The organism is Bradyrhizobium sp. AC87j1, from assembly GCF_002936975.1.
GTDB lineage: Bacteria > Pseudomonadota > Alphaproteobacteria > Rhizobiales > Xanthobacteraceae > Bradyrhizobium > Bradyrhizobium shewense.
Window position 1 is genome coordinate 1 of the sequence record NZ_PTFE01000136.1, and the last position, 16,118, is coordinate 16,118.

General features: G+C 65.2%; 13 protein-coding genes. 6 read left to right on the forward strand and 7 right to left on the reverse strand.

Going from position 1 to position 16,118, the window contains the following annotated elements; translation table 11 throughout:
* Window positions 1-280 (forward strand): signal peptidase I (gene lepB, locus CV770_RS37320; RefSeq protein ID WP_104465890.1); only part of this gene is annotated, 280 nt, incomplete at its 5' end.
* Window positions 281-296: 16 nt separating this feature from the next.
* Window positions 297-863 carry a nucleotidyltransferase family protein gene (locus CV770_RS37325; protein WP_091959981.1) on the forward strand — a complete coding sequence of 189 codons (567 nt, stop codon included), beginning with the start codon at window positions 297-299 and terminating at the stop codon, window positions 861-863.
* A gap of 128 nt (window positions 864-991) precedes the next feature.
* Here the strand turns inward: CV770_RS37325 and CV770_RS37330 are convergent, their stop codons facing one another.
* From CV770_RS37330 to CV770_RS37340, 3 genes are all read right to left on the reverse strand, one after another.
* On the reverse strand, window positions 992-1,582 hold the full coding sequence (locus tag CV770_RS37330) for a PAN domain-containing protein (protein ID WP_091959976.1): 591 nt from the start codon (window positions 1,580-1,582) through the stop codon (window positions 992-994).
* Window positions 1,583-1,794: 212 nt separating this feature from the next.
* Window positions 1,795-3,165: a glutamate--cysteine ligase gene (locus tag CV770_RS37335; protein WP_028139831.1), complete on the reverse strand. Its 1,371-nt coding sequence runs from the start codon at window positions 3,163-3,165 to the stop codon at window positions 1,795-1,797.
* 99 nt (window positions 3,166-3,264) lie between these two features.
* Window positions 3,265-3,762: a MarR family winged helix-turn-helix transcriptional regulator gene (locus CV770_RS37340; protein ID WP_018316363.1), complete on the reverse strand. Its 498-nt coding sequence runs from the start codon at window positions 3,760-3,762 to the stop codon at window positions 3,265-3,267.
* A gap of 126 nt (window positions 3,763-3,888) precedes the next feature.
* Between CV770_RS37340 and gstA the strand changes: the two genes are divergently transcribed.
* Window positions 3,889-4,503, forward strand: a complete 615-nt coding sequence (gstA, locus tag CV770_RS37345) for a glutathione transferase GstA (RefSeq protein ID WP_104465891.1) — start codon at window positions 3,889-3,891, stop codon at window positions 4,501-4,503.
* Between the two features lie 239 nt (window positions 4,504-4,742).
* On the forward strand, window positions 4,743-5,051 hold the full coding sequence (locus tag CV770_RS37350; RefSeq protein WP_146101429.1) for a hypothetical protein: 309 nt from the start codon (window positions 4,743-4,745) through the stop codon (window positions 5,049-5,051).
* A gap of 399 nt (window positions 5,052-5,450) precedes the next feature.
* On the opposite strand, the gene CV770_RS37355 is transcribed toward CV770_RS37350, so the two are convergent.
* From CV770_RS37355 to CV770_RS37370, 4 genes are all read right to left on the reverse strand, one after another.
* Window positions 5,451-7,664: an FAD-dependent oxidoreductase gene (locus CV770_RS37355; RefSeq protein ID WP_104465893.1), complete on the reverse strand. Its 2,214-nt coding sequence runs from the start codon at window positions 7,662-7,664 to the stop codon at window positions 5,451-5,453.
* Window positions 7,665-7,682: 18 nt separating this feature from the next.
* Entirely contained in the window at window positions 7,683-8,891 is a 1,209-nt protein-coding gene (locus CV770_RS37360; protein WP_104465894.1) for an acetyl-CoA C-acetyltransferase, read from the reverse strand.
* A gap of 72 nt (window positions 8,892-8,963) precedes the next feature.
* The gene (locus CV770_RS37365; protein WP_104465895.1) at window positions 8,964-10,754 is read right to left on the reverse strand and encodes an acyl-CoA dehydrogenase C-terminal domain-containing protein; all 1,791 of its coding nucleotides are present in this window, start codon (window positions 10,752-10,754) and stop codon (window positions 8,964-8,966) included.
* Window positions 10,755-10,849: 95 nt separating this feature from the next.
* On the reverse strand, window positions 10,850-11,233 hold the full coding sequence (locus CV770_RS37370; protein WP_091959955.1) for a nuclear transport factor 2 family protein: 384 nt from the start codon (window positions 11,231-11,233) through the stop codon (window positions 10,850-10,852).
* 197 nt (window positions 11,234-11,430) lie between these two features.
* Here CV770_RS37370 and CV770_RS37375 point away from each other — a divergent pair, with 197 nt between their 5' ends.
* Entirely contained in the window at window positions 11,431-12,021 is a 591-nt protein-coding gene (locus CV770_RS37375; RefSeq protein ID WP_091959952.1) for a PadR family transcriptional regulator, read from the forward strand.
* 309 nt (window positions 12,022-12,330) lie between these two features.
* Window positions 12,331-15,864, forward strand: coding sequence for a tetratricopeptide repeat protein (locus tag CV770_RS37380; protein WP_104465896.1), 3,534 nt, complete (start codon window positions 12,331-12,333; stop codon window positions 15,862-15,864).
* The last annotated feature ends 254 nt before the right edge of the window (window positions 15,865-16,118 follow it).

The following is a 16,118-nucleotide window of genomic DNA, read 5'->3' on the forward strand; positions in this document are numbered from 1 at the left end:
GCACCTGATCTTCAAGATGCGCGACAACGTTACGCTCGACAACTCACCGGAAGTGACGGTACCGGCCGGCCACCTCTTCGTGCTCGGCGACAACCGCGACAATTCTGCCGACAGCCGCGTGCCACTGCGGTCCGGCGGCGTCGGCCTGTTGCCGATCGACAATCTGATCGGCCGTGCCGATGCGGTGCTCGGCTCCTGGGATCTCGGCATACGCGGCCAGCCGGTTTACACTTGGCTCTCCGGCTTCCGGCTCGGCCGGTTCTTCACCGCCGTGCATTGAGCCTCCTCATCGCGCGATGAACCGTGACGAATTCCTCGCGCTCGCGCTGAGAAATCCCGTCAACGTCGCGATCATCGACGAGCTGGCGCGGCTCGATCTGCCGGATGCATGGTTGGTCTCGGGATGCCTGGTGCAGACCGTATGGAACGTGCTTACCGGCCGCGCCGTCGATCACGGCATCGCCGACTACGACGCGTTCTATTTCGATCCCGATACATCGTGGGAGGCGGAGGATTCGGTAATCCGCAAGCTGCACGAGCAGCTCGCGCATCTCGGCGTCAAGGTCGAGATCCGCAACCAGGCGCGCGTGCATCTGTGGTATCCCGACAAGCACGGCCTGCCCTATCCGCCCCTGAGAAGCTCGAGGGAAGGCATCGACCGCTTTCTCACGCAGAACACGCAGGTCGGGGTCATGCGCACAGGCGATGGCTACGAGGTCTACGCGCCGCACGGGTTTGACGACGTCGCTGGGTTGATCGTGCGGCCCAATCCAGGCCCGAATTTTTCCGCGGCGAATTACGCGTTGAAAGCCGCGCGCTGGAAGGCGCTATGGCCCGAACTCACGGTGATCGCGGCGGAGTGAGCTCTCGTAGGGTGGGCAAAGCGGAGCGTGCCCACGCGCCTGTCGCCTTATCTCAGAGATCGTGGGCACGGCGCAAGGGCGCCTTTGCCCACCCTACGGTACCTGCGTCCGGGGCACGAGCACCAACACTACCGCACTACGCCCGACGTGAATCCCGCCTTCCGTCGCGGCGGCTTGATTTCCTTTTTCAGGAAGCAGCGCGCCTCGCGCCCGGTGTAGCCGGGGCGGGCATAGGTGAAGGCGCGGCATTTGTTGTCGGCGGTGCAGGCGGCCTTGCAGGCCTCTTCGCCCTCGCCGTCCTTGAGCTCGAAATTGCGCAGATCACCACCGGGGCGGTCGATCGAGGTCTCCACGCCCTCGACCCGCGGCTCGATCACGCCGGCGCCGCGCACACCCGAGATGCAGCAACTTCCAGGCACCCGCGCCGGCACGGTGTTCTTCAGCCAGCACACCGCCGCGCCGCCTTCGACGTCGGGATAGCTGAAGCTCCACGAGCGGCAGCGGCGGTCGCGCTCGCACAGCAGCGCGCAATCCTCGGGATCGCCCGAGGCGACCGGTGTGCTGAAATAGTCGCCGCCGGGCCGGTCGAACGCAGTCTGGGCGCGCGCCGGCACACTCGCGCATGCGAGCGAAAGCAGCGCAGCGCATGCCACGACGCTTGCCAGGACTTTTGCCAAGACCTTTGCCATGACGGCGCCGGACAGGCGGCCCTTCCCCATCGGAACAGCTTTCGAGTTATTGACGACGCTCAGGTTTTTCAGCCGGTCATTTGATCGCCGCAAACCTGTATGGGCGATGAACGGCTGAATCCCCGACCGAGGCTGACCGGCTTAAAGCGCGATGCGATTAGGATGAATCGTCATCGCGCTTTAGGTTGTTGTTTAAGCATGATCTTTTCGGAAAACCGCTGCGCACTTTTCCGGATCAGGCTTTAGAACGCGTATTCCGCGTAGGCCGGTTCCACCGAGCCCTTCCAGGGACCGTTGAACTTGTCCAACATTTCCTCGGCCGGCGTCCGGCCGGAATCGATGATGCGGTCGAGCGGCTCCAGATGCCGCGTTTCGTCGCGGCCGAGCTGGTCGATGCGGCCGCGCCGGCGCAGGCCGGCATGGGCCAGAACCAGGCATTCCTTGGCGATCTCGAACAGGTAACGGTTCTTGATCCGCGCCTTGAAGCCGAAGCGCGTCACGTCGTCGCGCAGGGCCTGACGCTCGGGCGCGCTCCAGTGCTTGACGATCTCCCAGGCCGCATCGAGCGCGACGTCGTCGTAGAGCAGCCCGACCCAGAACGCCGGCAGCGCCGGCAACCGGCCCCACGGGCCGCCGTCGGAGCCGCGCATCTCGAGATAGCGCTTGAGCCGCACTTCCGGGAAGATCGTCGAGAGATGGTTGGCCCAATCCGAGAGCGTCGGACGCTCGCCGGGTAGGTTGTTGTTGCGGCCGTCGAAGAACGCGCGGAACGAGGAGCCCGACACGTCGATGTATTCCTCGCCGCGCTTGACGAAATACATGGGCACGTCGAGCGCGTAGTCGACATAGCGCTCGAACCCCATGCCGTCCTCGAATGCCCACGGCATCATGCCCGACCGCGCATTGTCGGTGTCGCGCCAGATCTCGGAGCGGAAGGACAGGAAGCCGTTCGGCTTGCCTTCGGTGAACGGCGAATTGGCGAACAAGGCGGTTGCGACCGGCTGCAGCGCGAGCGAAACGCGCAGCTTCTTGACCATGTCGGCTTCGGAGGAGAAGTCGAGATTGGTCTGCACCGTGCAGGTCCGGTACATCATGTCGAGGCCGTATTGGCCGACCTTCGGCATGTAGTTGGTCATGATCTTGTAGCGGCCCTTGGGCATCACCGGGATATCGGCGCGCGACCAGGACGGCGTCATGCCGAGACCGAGGAAGCCGATGCCGAGCGGCGTTGCGATCTCGCGCACCTGTGCAAGATGCGCCATCAGCTCGCTCTGGGTCTGGTGCACGTTCTCGACCGGCGCGCCGGAGAGCTCGAACTGTCCGCCGGGCTCGAGCGAGATCGCACCGCCGCCGGTGACGTCGTAGAGGCCGATGATGTTGCCCTTCTCCATGATCGGCTCCCAGCCGAGCAGGAGCTTCATGCCTTCGAGCAACGCACCGATGCCGCGCGCGCCCTCGTAAGGCACCGGACGGTGGCCCTCGAGCGTAAACGGCGTCTTCTCGTGCTCAGTGCCCATGCGGAATTCGGACGGGTCCTTGCAGCCTTCCTCGAACCACGAAACGAGCTCGTCGCGCGATTGCAGCGGCGTCATATCGATCTGGTCTCGCGCCATATCAAACTCTAATCAAAAGGCGCTTCGATCGAACGCGCGCGGGTGACGGGATGGTCCGCGAACCCACCGGGCGCACGGACGAGCTGGTGTGCCGCGCGATCATCGCGACGGCGAGGTTTCGTTGACGTTGGCGACGGGCGGCAGTTTCATCTCGCCGCACGAGCAGCCCAGTCGGTCGAGCAGACCGCTGAGCTTGACGGCATCGGCATCGGACAGTTTCGAACCGACATATTTCTCGATCGCAGCCGAATAGGCGCTCCACATCCGCTTCTGCAACTCACGGCCGGCTTCGGTGATCTCGACGAACTGGCCGCGCTTGTCGATCTTGCATTCGCGCCGCGAAGCGAGGCCCTCGTCGACCAGGCGGTCGATCAGGCGCGAGGTGGAATATTGCGGGATCAGCATCTGCCGTTCGAGTTCCACCGGCCTTAGCTCGCCCGAGGGAGCCCGCGACAATTCGAGCAACGCGTCATACCATGCCAGCGGCGGGAAGCCGGCCTTCTTCAGATCCTGCTCGACGCAATCGAGCACGCGGCTCTGCACCCGCATCAGGCGAATCCAGGCGGAAGTCGCCTCGGTCGATGGTTTGCGTTTCATGGTCCCGCTCAAGCTCGTCGCCCGTCTCTTACCCCATTTGATGCAGCTGCATCAATATTGACTGTTACAAGCAGCTGCATGTAGTTGTTCTTTCCGCCTAACCAAGCGTCAAGAGGAGGAAATTCCATGAAACTGTACTATTCGCCCGGTGCCTGCTCGCTGTCCCCCCACATCGCGCTCCTGGAAGCCGGCCTGCCCTACGAGCTGGTCAAGGTCGATATCCGGGCCAAGAAGCTCGAAAATGGTGAGGATTATCTGAAGCTGAACCCCAAGGGCCAGGTCCCTGCGCTGGGCCTCGACAGCGGTGAGATCGTGACCGAAGGCCCGGTGATTGTCCAGATGATCGCCGATCAGGCATCAAGCAAGGCGCTGGCGCCCGCCCACGGCAGTTCCGAGCGCTACAAGCTGCTGGAGTGGCTGAATTTCCTCACCTCGGAGGTGCACAAGAGCTTCGGTCCGATGTTCGCGCCGGCCCTGAACGACGAAGCCAAAGCTTTCTTCAAAGATCGCGTCATGGGCAAGCTGAAATATATCGACAGCCAGCTCGCCGGCCGCGACTACCTCATGGGCAAGCAGTTCACGGTCGCCGACGGCTATCTGTTCACGATGCTGACCTGGGGCGAGCGGATGAAGTTCGACCTCTCGGCGATGCCGAATCTTGCCGCCTACAAGGCCCGCGTCGAGGCGCGGCCGCAGGTCCAGGAAGCGCTGAAGAAGGAAGGCCTCGCGCAGGCGAAGTAAGACCAGCGCACGACAGTCGGGACGACGAAGAGCCGGATCGACGATCCGGCTCTTTTGCTTGAACCAGTTGCGGAAGCCCGGACGTTCGCGATGACCTGGGCATCAATTTTACGAGCATTGTCGGAGTTAACAATAACTCCGCCTTGTGTGTGCGGCAGAGATCACCATCGTTGTGAGAGCAATCCAGTTGGCTCAACTTCAGCCATGTACCGCGATGCGGCCTGAACTGGGAAGCTCTCGTGACAACGGTACTCCTCCTCTTGCTTGCGAGCACGATCACCGGCTTGGCGGCGGGACTGTTCTTCCGAGTCTGGAGTCTGTTGCTGGTCTCGCCGGCGACCGCGATCCTCGTCGCAACGGTCCTTCAGACCTCGGGCTTCGGATTTTGGACGGGCATTCCCATCGTCGTCGGCTGCCTGATTGCCGGCCAGGTCGCCTATTTGGCGGCGACGCACTTTGTGCACAGAGGCGAGCTCTCAATGCAGGACGACGTCGACGGCGACCCAGGCAAGCACGGCCATCGCCATGTCGATGAAGAGAACGAGTAGGGCCAGGCCGACCCAGGAGGGAATTTTTCTGCGCCGCCTGAAGAGCTTGCGCCGCGGCCACGGCTGCCCCAGCCGCAAGAGGGGGGCGTATCTTGCGGCAACGCCGGCTGCGCTGACTTGAGACACCGTGGGGATCATTGCGGGACACCTTCAATGCTGACGAGCCATCCGATGGATCGTCAGCAAGTGCGGTGCCAGGGCGGAGCGAGCGCGGCTGGGCGGGGTTTGGAGCCGCGCATTCTCGCCATTCGTCGACAGCAAATAGAAAGGCCGGATCGACGATCCGGCCTTTTGTTTCTGCGTAGCCCGGATGGAGCGCAAGCGTAATCCGGGGTGCTCTCGCGAGTTGAAAAATTGGTCCCGGATTTCGCTGCGCTTCATCCGGGCTACAAGAGCGCCTTAAGCCGCCGCCTTCTTCGGCGCGAAGCGGCCGTAGAAGGTCTCGCCCTTCGCCGCCATCTCCTCGAGCAGTTTCGGCGGGGTGAAGCGCGAGCCGTACTTGGCCTCGAGCTTGTGGCAAAGCTCGACGAACTTCTTCGTGCCCATGAAGTCGATATAGGACAGCGTGCCGCCGGTGAACGGCGCGAAGCCGAAGCCGAGGATGGAGCCGACATCGGCTTCGCGCGGATCGGTGATGACGTGATCCTCGACCGTGCGCGCGGCTTCCACCGCCTGCACCACCAGGAACCGCTGCTTCAGCTCCTCGATATCGAGCGTGTCAGGATCGAGCTGCTTCGGCTGCAGCGCCGACAGCCCCGGCCACAGGCTCTTCTGGCCCTTGCCCTTTTCAGGGTAGTCGTAGAAGCCCTTGCTGTTCTTGCGGCCGAGCCGGCCCTGCTTCTCGACCAACTCCACCATCAGCTTCTTCTGATCGGGATTGATGGCGTTGGGGCCCAGATCGGCCTCCGTCGCCTTCATGATCTTGAGGCCGAGGTCGAGCGCGACTTCGTCGGAGAGCGAGAGCGGGCCGACCGGCATGCCGGCCATCTTGGCGCAATTCTCGATCATCGCCGGCGGCACGCCCTCGAGGAACATCTCGTTGCCTTCGGCGACGTAGCGGCCGACGCAGCGATTCGCGAAGAAGCCTCTGGAGTCGTTGACGACGATCGGCGTCTTGCCGATCTGCCGGACGTAATCGAGCGCGGTCGCCAGCGCGACGTCGCCGGTGTTCTTGCCCTTGATGATCTCGACCAGCATCATCTTCTCGACCGGCGAGAAGAAGTGGATGCCGACGAACTTGCCCTGATCCCTGAAGCTCTCGGCCAGCGAGGTGATCGGCAGCGTCGAGGTGTTCGACGCGAAGATCACGTCGGGCTTCATATGCTCCTGCGCCTTGGCGAAGGTATCAGCTTTGACCTTGCGGTCCTCGAACACGGCTTCGATGACGAGGTCGACGTCCTTCAGCGCCGCATAGTCGGCGGTCGGCGTGATGCGCGCGAGCAGCTTCTCGGCGTCATCAGGCTTGGCGCGGCCCTTCTTGATCTGCTCCTCGATCACCTTCTGCGCATGCGCCTTGCCCTTGTCGGCGCTCTCCTGGTCGCGGTCGATCAGGACGACGTCGAGACCGGCGCGGGCCGAGACGTAGCCGACGCTCGCGCCCATGAAGCCGGCGCCGATCACGGCGATCTTCTTCACCTTGGTTGCGGGCACGTCCTTCGGCCGCCGCGCGCCCTTGTTGAGCTCCTGCATCGACAGGAACAGGCTGCGGATCATCGCGGCCGCTTCCTTCGAACGCAGCACCGAGGTGAAGTAGCGTGACTCCACCCGTAGCGCGGCGTCGATCGGCAACTGCAGGCCCTCATAGACGCAGCTCATGATGGCGCGCGCAGCCGGATAATTGTCGTAGGTCTCGCGGCGATAGATCGCGTTGCCGGCCGGGAACATCATCATGCCGGCCTTGGAGAACACCGGGCCGCCGGGCAGCTTGAAGCCCTTCTCGTCCCAGGGCGCGATCGCCTTGCCGCCGCCCTTGATCCAGTCCTTCGCGGCCTTGATGAGATCGGCGGCGGGGACGATGGCGTGGATCAGGTTCAGCGCCTTCGCCTTCTCGATCGTGACCGGATCGCCCTTGAGCAGGATCGTCATCGCGTCCTGCGGCGGCACCAGGCGCGGCACGCGCTGCGTACCGCCGGCACCGGGGAACAGGCCGACCTTGACCTCGGGCAGGCCGAGGCGGGTCTTGGGATTCTCCGCGGCGACGCGATAGTGGCAGCACAGCGTGATCTCGAAACCGCCGCCAAGCGCGAGCCCGTTGATCGCGGCCGCCCACGGCTTGCCCGATGTTTCGATCGAGCGCAGCACCAGCGAGAAGCGTCGGCTCTGGTCGAACAGCATCTGGTTCGCCGCGGTCTCGCCCTGCTCCTTGAAGACCTTCGCGTAGGCCTGGTTCATGCCCTCGAGCATCGACAGGTCGGCGCCGGCGCAGAACGCTTCCTTGGCGGAGGTAATGACGACGCCCTTCACCGCGGCATCCGCGGTGGTCGCCTTGACGATCGCGTCGAGCTCGTTAGTCGAGGTCTCGTCGAGCACGTTCATCGAACGGCCCGGGATGTCCCAGGTAACGAGCGCGATGCCGTCGGCGTCGGTCTCAACCTTGAAATTCTTGTACGACATGTTGGTTGCTCCCTACCCTTAGACGCGCTCGATGATGGTCGCGGTGCCCATGCCGCCGCCGATGCACAGCGTGACCAGGGCAGTCGACTTGTTGGTGCGCTCGAGCTCGTCGAGCACGGTGCCGAGGATCATCGCACCGGTCGCGCCGAGCGGATGGCCGAGCGCGATGGCGCCGCCGTTGACGTTGATCTTGGCGTTGTCGATGTCGAAGGCCTGGATGTAGCGCAACACGACCGAGGCGAAGGCTTCGTTGAGCTCGAACAGGTCGATGTCCGACTTCTTCATGCCGGAGCGCGCGAACAGCTTTTCGGTGACGTCGACCGGACCGGTCAGCATCATCGCCGGCTCCGAGCCGACATTGGCAAACGCGCGGATCTTTGCGCGCGGCTTCAGGCCGTACTTGGCACCCGCGTCCTTGCTGCCGAGCAGCACGGCGCCGGCGCCGTCAACGATGCCCGACGAATTGCCGGCGTGGTGCACGTAATTGACGCGCTCGATCTCGGGGTGCGACTGCAGCGCGACACCGTCGAAGCCGCCCATCTGCGCCATCATCGTGAACGACGGCTGCAGCTGCGCCAGCGACTGCATCGTCGTCGAGGGACGCATATGCTCGTCCTTGGCCAGGATGGTGAGGCCGTTGATGTCCTTCACCGGGACGATCGACTTGTCGAAGCGGCCTTCCTCCCAGGACTTCGCGGCACGCTGCTGGCTCTGCACCGCATAGGCATCGACGTCGTCGCGCGAGAAGCCGTATTTGGTGGCGATCAGATCGGCCGAGACGCCCTGCGGCATGAAGTAAGCGGGGACCGCCATCGAGGGATCCATCGGCCAGGCGCCGCCGGAGGCGCCGATGCCGACGCGGCTCATCGATTCGGCGCCGCCGCCGATCACCAGCTCATGCTGGCCGCTCATCACCTGCGCGGCGGCGAAGTTCACGGCATCGAGGCCGGAGGCACAGAAGCGGCTGATCTGCACGCCGGGCACGGCTTCGCCGAGACCGGCCTTCAGCGCCGCGAAACGCGCGATGTCGCTGCCGGCTTCGCCGACCGGATCGACCACGCCGAGGATGACGTCATCGACGGAATCCTCAGGCAAATTGTTGCGGTCCTTCAGCGCCTTCAGCGGCACGGTCGCGAGCGCGAGCGCAGTCACTTCGTGCAACGAACCGTCAGCCTTGCCGCGGCCGCGGGGGGTGCGGACGTGATCGTAGATATAGGCATCTGCCATGGGAGCCTCCTGATTGCAGTTATGTTGGTGGCGACCGCGGCGCGGTCGCAATCATTGGTGAAGCGGGAAGCCTCAGAACGCTTCCGCCGGCAATTCCATGATGGTGGCGCAGCCGGCCTGGATGCGCGCGAGATTGGCGGCGGTCTCCGGCAGCATCCGCTCCATGAAGAAACGGCCGGTGACGAGCTTGGTGGAGAGATAGGGCGTCGCCCCGCTCTCGGCAATCTTGGCATTCGTCACCTTCGCCATCTTCGCCCACATGTAGCCCAGCGCGACGAAGCCGAACAGATGCAGGTAATCGGTTGCGGCGGCGCCGGCATTGTCAGGCTTGGCCATTGCGTTCTGCATCAGCCAGGTCGTGGCCTGCTGGAGATGGCCGAGCGAGGCCGAGAGCGGCGCGATGAAGGGCTTGAGGGCCTCGTCGCCGCCGTTCTCCTTGGCGAAGGCCATGACCTCGCCGAAGAAGGCCATGATGGCGCGGCCGCCGTCGCGCGGCAGCTTGCGGCCGACGAGGTCGAGCGCCTGGATGCCGTTGGCGCCTTCATAGATCATGGCGATGCGCGCATCGCGGACGAACTGCTCCATGCCCTGCTCGGCGATGTAGCCGTGGCCGCCATACATCTGCTGCGCCTGCACCGCATTGGCAAAGCCGTAATCGGTGAGGAAGCCCTTCAGCACCGGGGTCATCAGGCCCATGTGATCGTCGGCGGCCTGGCGGTCCTTCGGGTCTTCCGAGCGATGGGCGACGTCGCTCTTCAGCGCGGTCCACATCACGAAGGCGCGCGCGGCTTCGTTGAAGGCGCGGATCGAGAGCAGCGTGCGGCGCACGTCGGGATGCACGATGATCGGATCGGCCTGCTTGTCCGGCGCCTTGACGCCGGTGAGCGAGCGGCCCTGGATGCGCTCGCGGGCGTAGGCGACCGCGTTCTGATAGGCGACTTCGGATTGCGCGAGGCCCTGAACGGCGACGCCGAGCCTCGCCTCGTTCATCATCACGAACATGCCCTGCATGCCCTTGTTCTCTTCGCCGATCAGCCAGCCGGTGGCGCTGTCGTAGTTCATCACGCAGGTGGAATTGCCGTGGATGCCCATCTTGTGCTCGATCGAGCCGCAGACGACGCCGTTGCGGGCACCGATTGAGCCATCCGGATTCACTAGGAACTTGGGCACCACGAACAGCGACACGCCCTTGATGCCGGCCGGTGCACCCTCGATGCGGGCGAGCACGAGGTGGATGATGTTCGGGGCGAGGTCGTGCTCGCCGGCCGAGATGAAGATCTTGGTGCCCGTGATCTTGAAGCTTCCGTCGGCCTGGCGCACCGCCTTGGTGCGGAGCATGCCGAGGTCGGTGCCGCAATGCGGCTCGGTCAGGTTCATGGTGCCGGTCCATTCGCCCGCGACCATCTTCGGCACGTAGGTCTTCTTCTGCTCGGGCGAGCCATGAACGATCAGCGCCGCGGTCGCGCCCATGGTGAGGCCGCCATACATCGAGAACGCCATGTTGGCGGAGATCTGGAATTCGTTGACCGCCTGGCTCAGCGTCACCGGCAGGCCCTGGCCGCCGAACTCGGTCGGCGCCGACAGACCAAGCCAGCCGCCTTCGGCGACCTGCTTGAAGGCATCCTTGAAGCCCTTCGGCGTGGTGACGCTGCCGTCATCAGTGCGCTTGCAGCCTTCGAGATCGCCCACACGATTGAGCGGCTGCAGCACCTCTTCGGCGAGCTTGGCGGCTTCGCCGAGAATGGCTTCGCGCACATCGCTCGACGCATCGGAGAAGCCGGCGAGGTTGTCGTAGCGGTCGATCTGGAAGACGTCGTTGAGCAGGAAGTTCACGTCTTCGACGGGGGCTTTGTAGATCGGCATGGGGTTCTCCCGGCAATGGGCCTTGGTGTTGTCTGTGATTCCAGCGGCGCAGCCTTGCCCGCGAGCTTAGCGGGTTCTGCAACCTCAGGGCAGGGTCATGATTGGGCGGCCAACTGCTCCGCCATCAGACGGTGCAGCATGTTGATCGCCTTGAGCGGACGCACCATCACCTTGAAATGCGTGATGCGTCCCTCGGCGTCGAAGCTGATGATGTCGACGCCGTTGATCTCGATGCCGTCGATCATGGTCTTGAATTCGAGCACGGCGCCGCGCTCGCTCGTCCACTCACCGACATAGGTGAAGCCGGGGCCGCCGAGCACCTTCTCGGCGCTGGAGAGGTATTTGAATGTGATGTCGCGCCCGCGCTGCGGCGAATGCACGACGGGACTTTCGAAGACGGCGTCGGGATGAAGCAAGTCCCAGAGCGCGGTGCGGTCGTGGGACTTCATGTAGCCGTACCAGGAGTCGAGGCCGGTCATTCTCGGATGCCTCCCTAAAGGCCTTGGCAAAAATCGCGAAAACAACCCCATGCACAGTAGCGTGCTGATTGATTCCGCTGGGTTTTTCGGGTCGGATCTTCAGCCCGTCCCTGTACGCCTCATATGCACATTGACGCATATGCGCCGATGCGCATAAAGTCAAGCGAGTTGGTCGAGGTCGAAGAAGGAGACCGGTCATGGCACTGGGTGACGCAATCCTCGCATGCCTGACGGAACGCCCCATGACGGGCTACGAGCTCGCCAAGACATTCGACTCCTCGATCGGCTTCTTCTGGAAGGCCGACCACCAGCAAATCTACCGCGAGCTCTCCAAGCTGCGCGACCGCGGCCACATCCAGGGCCGCGAGGTCGTGCAATCGGGCAAGCCCAACAAGCTGGTTTATACGCTCACTCCGGAGGGGCGAACAGCGCTGCGGCACTGGGCCGCGCGACCAAGCACGCCAGCCTCGACCAAGGACGATCTCCTGGTCCGCCTCCATGCGCTCGACAGCATCGACATCGAGCCGCTGCGCACCGACCTGATGGCCCGCCTGGAGCACCATCGCGACCGCCACGCCAATTACGAACGCATCCTGAAGAAGCGCTTTCCCGAGGGAACGGCGGAAGGCCGGCTCGATCTCGGCAACCTGCTCCTGCTCCGGCTCGGCGCCCGTCACGAACAGATGGTCGCCGACTTCTGCGAAGAGGCGCTCGATGCGCTGTCGGCGATGACCGGCAAGGCCACGGTGGTGCCGCTGGACGAGGGCAAGCGCGAGGGGAAGGGTTAGGGGCTACGTAGCGGCTCCGTATCGTCATCGCCGGGCTTGTCCCGGCCATCCACGATCTTGCTTGCGCGACCGAAGAACGTGGATGCCCGGGACAAAGCCCGGGCATGACGGCTTCGGCATCGCCCCGGTTCCCGCCGCCCAACTTTAAGACACCCGCTCGGCATTCCTTAACCCGTTATTTACCGTAACAGGAAAAAGTCGGTTTTCGAGGCAGACGACCCGCGCCAAATCCGATTGTCTTTGCAACCGGCACGCGAGGGAAGGCTGGAGGCGCCGGGTGGGGCGCCGGAGTCGGAACCGGACAGAGTCATGAATTCGCGCGTATCGTGGAGTGTTGACGGCATCGATCCGTCCGTCAGGGAGCGGGCCGAAGCTGCTGCGCGTCGCGCCGGCATGTCACTCAACGATTGGCTGAACTCCACCCTCGGCGAGACTGCTCCCCCGAACTTTCGCGAACCTTACGACCAGCGTCCGCAAGCCCCGCACGTTCAAACCCGGGGACCGAGCCAGGAAAGCCGCGAAGTCGCCGACATCCACCAGCGGCTCGACGCGATCACCCAGCAGATCGAACGGATCTCCAAGCCCGCGCAGCGCCAGGATTCGTCACGACAGGATTCGTCACGACAAGATTCGTCGCGACAGGACCCTTCGCGGCCGGACGCCTCGCGCGAGCAGGGCGTCGCGCGCCAGCTGAACGATGCGATCTCGCGGCTCGATGCGCGGCTGTCGCAAATTTCCCGGCCGCAGCAGCCTCAACCGCAGCAGCCTCCGGCTCCGCGCCCTGCGCCGGCCGAGACGCGCCAGCGCCAGGCCGATGCGGTCGAGCGCGCGGCGGCGCAGGTCTATCGCAACTCCCCGCCCCTGAGCCCCGCTTCGTTCGACGTCGCCGTCGCCGAGATCACCGCGCGGCAGAGCGAGCTCGACGGCTTCACGCCGCGACAAATGCCGCCGCGCGCCGCGCCCTCGATCGCGCCCAATGCTGCTCCCTGGGCCGCTCCTTACGCACCTCCGATGGCGCCACCCGCGGCTGCCTATGCTCCGCCGCCACCGCAGCCGGGGCCGAATTTTTCCGCGCTTGAGCGCCATCTGCTCAAGATCACGAGCCAGATCGAGTCGCTGCAGCGCCCCGACAATACCGAGCAGGCGATCAACGCCTTCCGCAGCGAGCTTGCCGAGATCCGCGCCGCCATCACCGAGGCGATGCCGCGGCGCGCAATCGAATCGATCGAGAACGAGATCCGCTCGCTGCATCGCCGGATCGACGAGACGCGTTCCCACGGCACCGACGGCCAGGTCCTGTCGGGCATCGAGCACGCGCTGTCCGACATCAAGCAGGTGCTGCGCACGCTGACGCCGGCTGAGCAGCTCACCGGCTATGACGAGGCGATCCGCAATCTCGGCGCCAAGCTCGACCTGATCCTGCGCGCCAATGACGATCCCTCGACGGTGCGCCAGCTCGAAGGCGCGATCACGGCACTGCGCGGCATCGTCTCCAACGTCGCCTCCAACGAAGCGCTGGTACGTCTGTCCGAAGACGTGCAGCTGCTGTCGTCCAAGGTCGACCAGGTCACCCGCGCCTCCGGCCAGGGCGACAGCTTTGCGGTGCTGGAGCAGCGCATTGCGGCGCTCACCGCGGCGCTGGAAACGCGCGAGCGGCCTCAGCCGGCGGAGAGCACCGAGCACCTGGAATCCGCCATCCGCGCGCTGTCGGACCGCTTCGACCGGATGCAGGTCGGCAACGATTCGGCCTCGACCTTTGCGCATCTCGAACAGCGCGTCTCGTATTTGCTGGAGCGGATCGAAGCCGCCGCCGATCCGCGCAACGGCAATTTGAGCCGCGTCGAGGACGGGCTGCACGACATCCTGCGTCACCTCGAGCGGCAGCAGGCGACCTATTCCGCGCTGGCCGAGAGCCGCAGCTCCGCAGCCCCGGCCGATTCCGGAATGGTCGATCTGGTCAAGCGCGAGCTGTCCGACATCCGCTTCAGCCAGGCCGAGACCAACCGCAGCACGCAGGACTCGCTCGACGCCGTCCATAGCGCGCTCGGCCATGTCGTCGATCGCCTCTCCATGATCGAGGGCGATCTGCGCGCGGTGCGCACTGCGCCGCCGGCCCCTGCGCCGCAGCCGATGCCGATGGCCGCTCCCATGGAGCCCGCGCCGCCGATGGCGCGTGAGCCGCGGCCGCAAGCCCAGCAGCAGCCGAAATACGATCCGAAGCCCGAGCTGCCCAACCCCGCCGCGCAGCAGCAGGCCCACGCGCAGCAACAGTCCCAAGGCGCCTTCGCGCAAGCCGCTTTCTCCGCCGCGCCGCGTGAATTCCATGCCGCTGCCCCTGCGGCGCCGCCGCCGGTGCCATCGGCACCACCGGTGCAGCCGCGCGCGATCAGCGAGATCCTGGAGCCGCACACGGTCCCCGCGCGCACCGCGCTCGCGCCGGAATTACCGCCGGATCATCCGCTCGAGCCGGGCACGCGGCCGGGTGGACGCGTCGCCACGCCATCGGAGCGCATCGCCGCCTCCGAGAGCGCGATCAGCGACATTCCCGCTGCGCCGAAAGAGCCGGTGTCGTCGTCGAGCTTCATCGCGGCCGCCCGCCGCGCCGCCCAGGCCGCCGCCGCGCAGCCGGAGAAGCCGGCGCGCGGTGCCAAGGGTGGCGCGAAGGCCGGCGCCGATCGCGGCAAGGACAAGGGCAAGGACGGCAGCTCGACCATCACCTCGAAGATCCGCTCGCTGCTGGTCGGCGCGAGCGTGGTCGTGATCGTGCTCGGCACCTTCAAGATGGCGATGAACCTGCTCGAGGGCAGCACGCCGCCCGCGCCGCAGGCCATGGACAATACGTTGAGCCAGCCCGCGCCGCAGGCCCCACCGCCACCGCCGGTGATCGAGAACAAGCCCGCCACGCCCGAGCAGGTCACGCCATCGATGACCTCGCCGACGCCGATTGGACGGCAGTCCCAGAACAACGCCGCGCCGGCTCCCGCCGCCAATTCGGGCAACTCGGCCTCGGTCGAAATTCCGCCGGCGCCCGCCGCATCTGTGCCGCCGCCTGCCGCGAGCAGCGACGTCACCGGCGCGCTGTCCGGCACCAGCCGCGCCAAGCTCGGCATGATCCAGGTGCCGCCGAGCGAAAAGCTGCCTGACGGCATCGGCGGCCCGGTGCTGCGCACCGCCGCGATGAAGGGCGATGCGACCGCGGCCTACGAGATCGGCTTGCGCTTTGCCGAAGGCAAGGGTGTTGCCACGAATTACGACGAAGCGGCCAAATGGTACGACCGCGCGGCGCAGGCCGGCGTGGTGCCCGCGACCTTCCGCCTCGGCACGCTCTACGAAAAGGGGCTTGGCGTGAAGAAGGATGCCGACATCGCCCGCCGCTACTACACCCAGGCCGCCGAGCGCGGCAACGCCAAGGCAATGCACAATCTCGCGGTGCTCGATGCCGACGGCGGCGGACGCGGCGCCAACTATAAGAGCGCAGCGCAGTGGTTCCGCAAGGCCGCCGATCGCGGCGTTGCCGACAGTCAGTTCAACCTCGGCATCCTCTATGCCCGCGGCATCGGCGTCGAACAGAACCTCGCCGAATCCTACAAATGGTTCAGCCTCGCAGCCGCGCAGGGTGACGCGGATGCGTCCGGCAAGCGCGACGACGTCGCCAAGCGCCTCGACCCGCAATCGCTGGCGGCCGCCAAGCTCGCGATCCAGACCTTCAGCGCCGAGCCGCAGCCCGACGACGCCGTCAACGTCATGGCGCCCGCCAGCGGCTGGGACAGCGCGCCGCAGGCGAACGCAAAGCCGGCGCCGAAGCAAGTCGCGACCAAGCGCTCGGCCTCGGCGGCGCATTAAGCTGCTTACTGCGCTCTCTCATCTTATCGTCGCCCGGCTTGACCGGGCGACCCAGTATTCCAGAGAAAGGCATTAAGGAGCTCGCTGTCACAACAACGAGCGCGGCGTACTGGATGCCCCGGTCAAGCCCTATTTGATTCACACATCGCGAGCGATCCTCCAGCCGCTGAGCATGGCCCTGAGGGCCAACAGGCCCTGGAGGATCGTGATGGGTCCTGGTTTACCGTAGTATCCGGTCCAACCGCCGAGGCGCG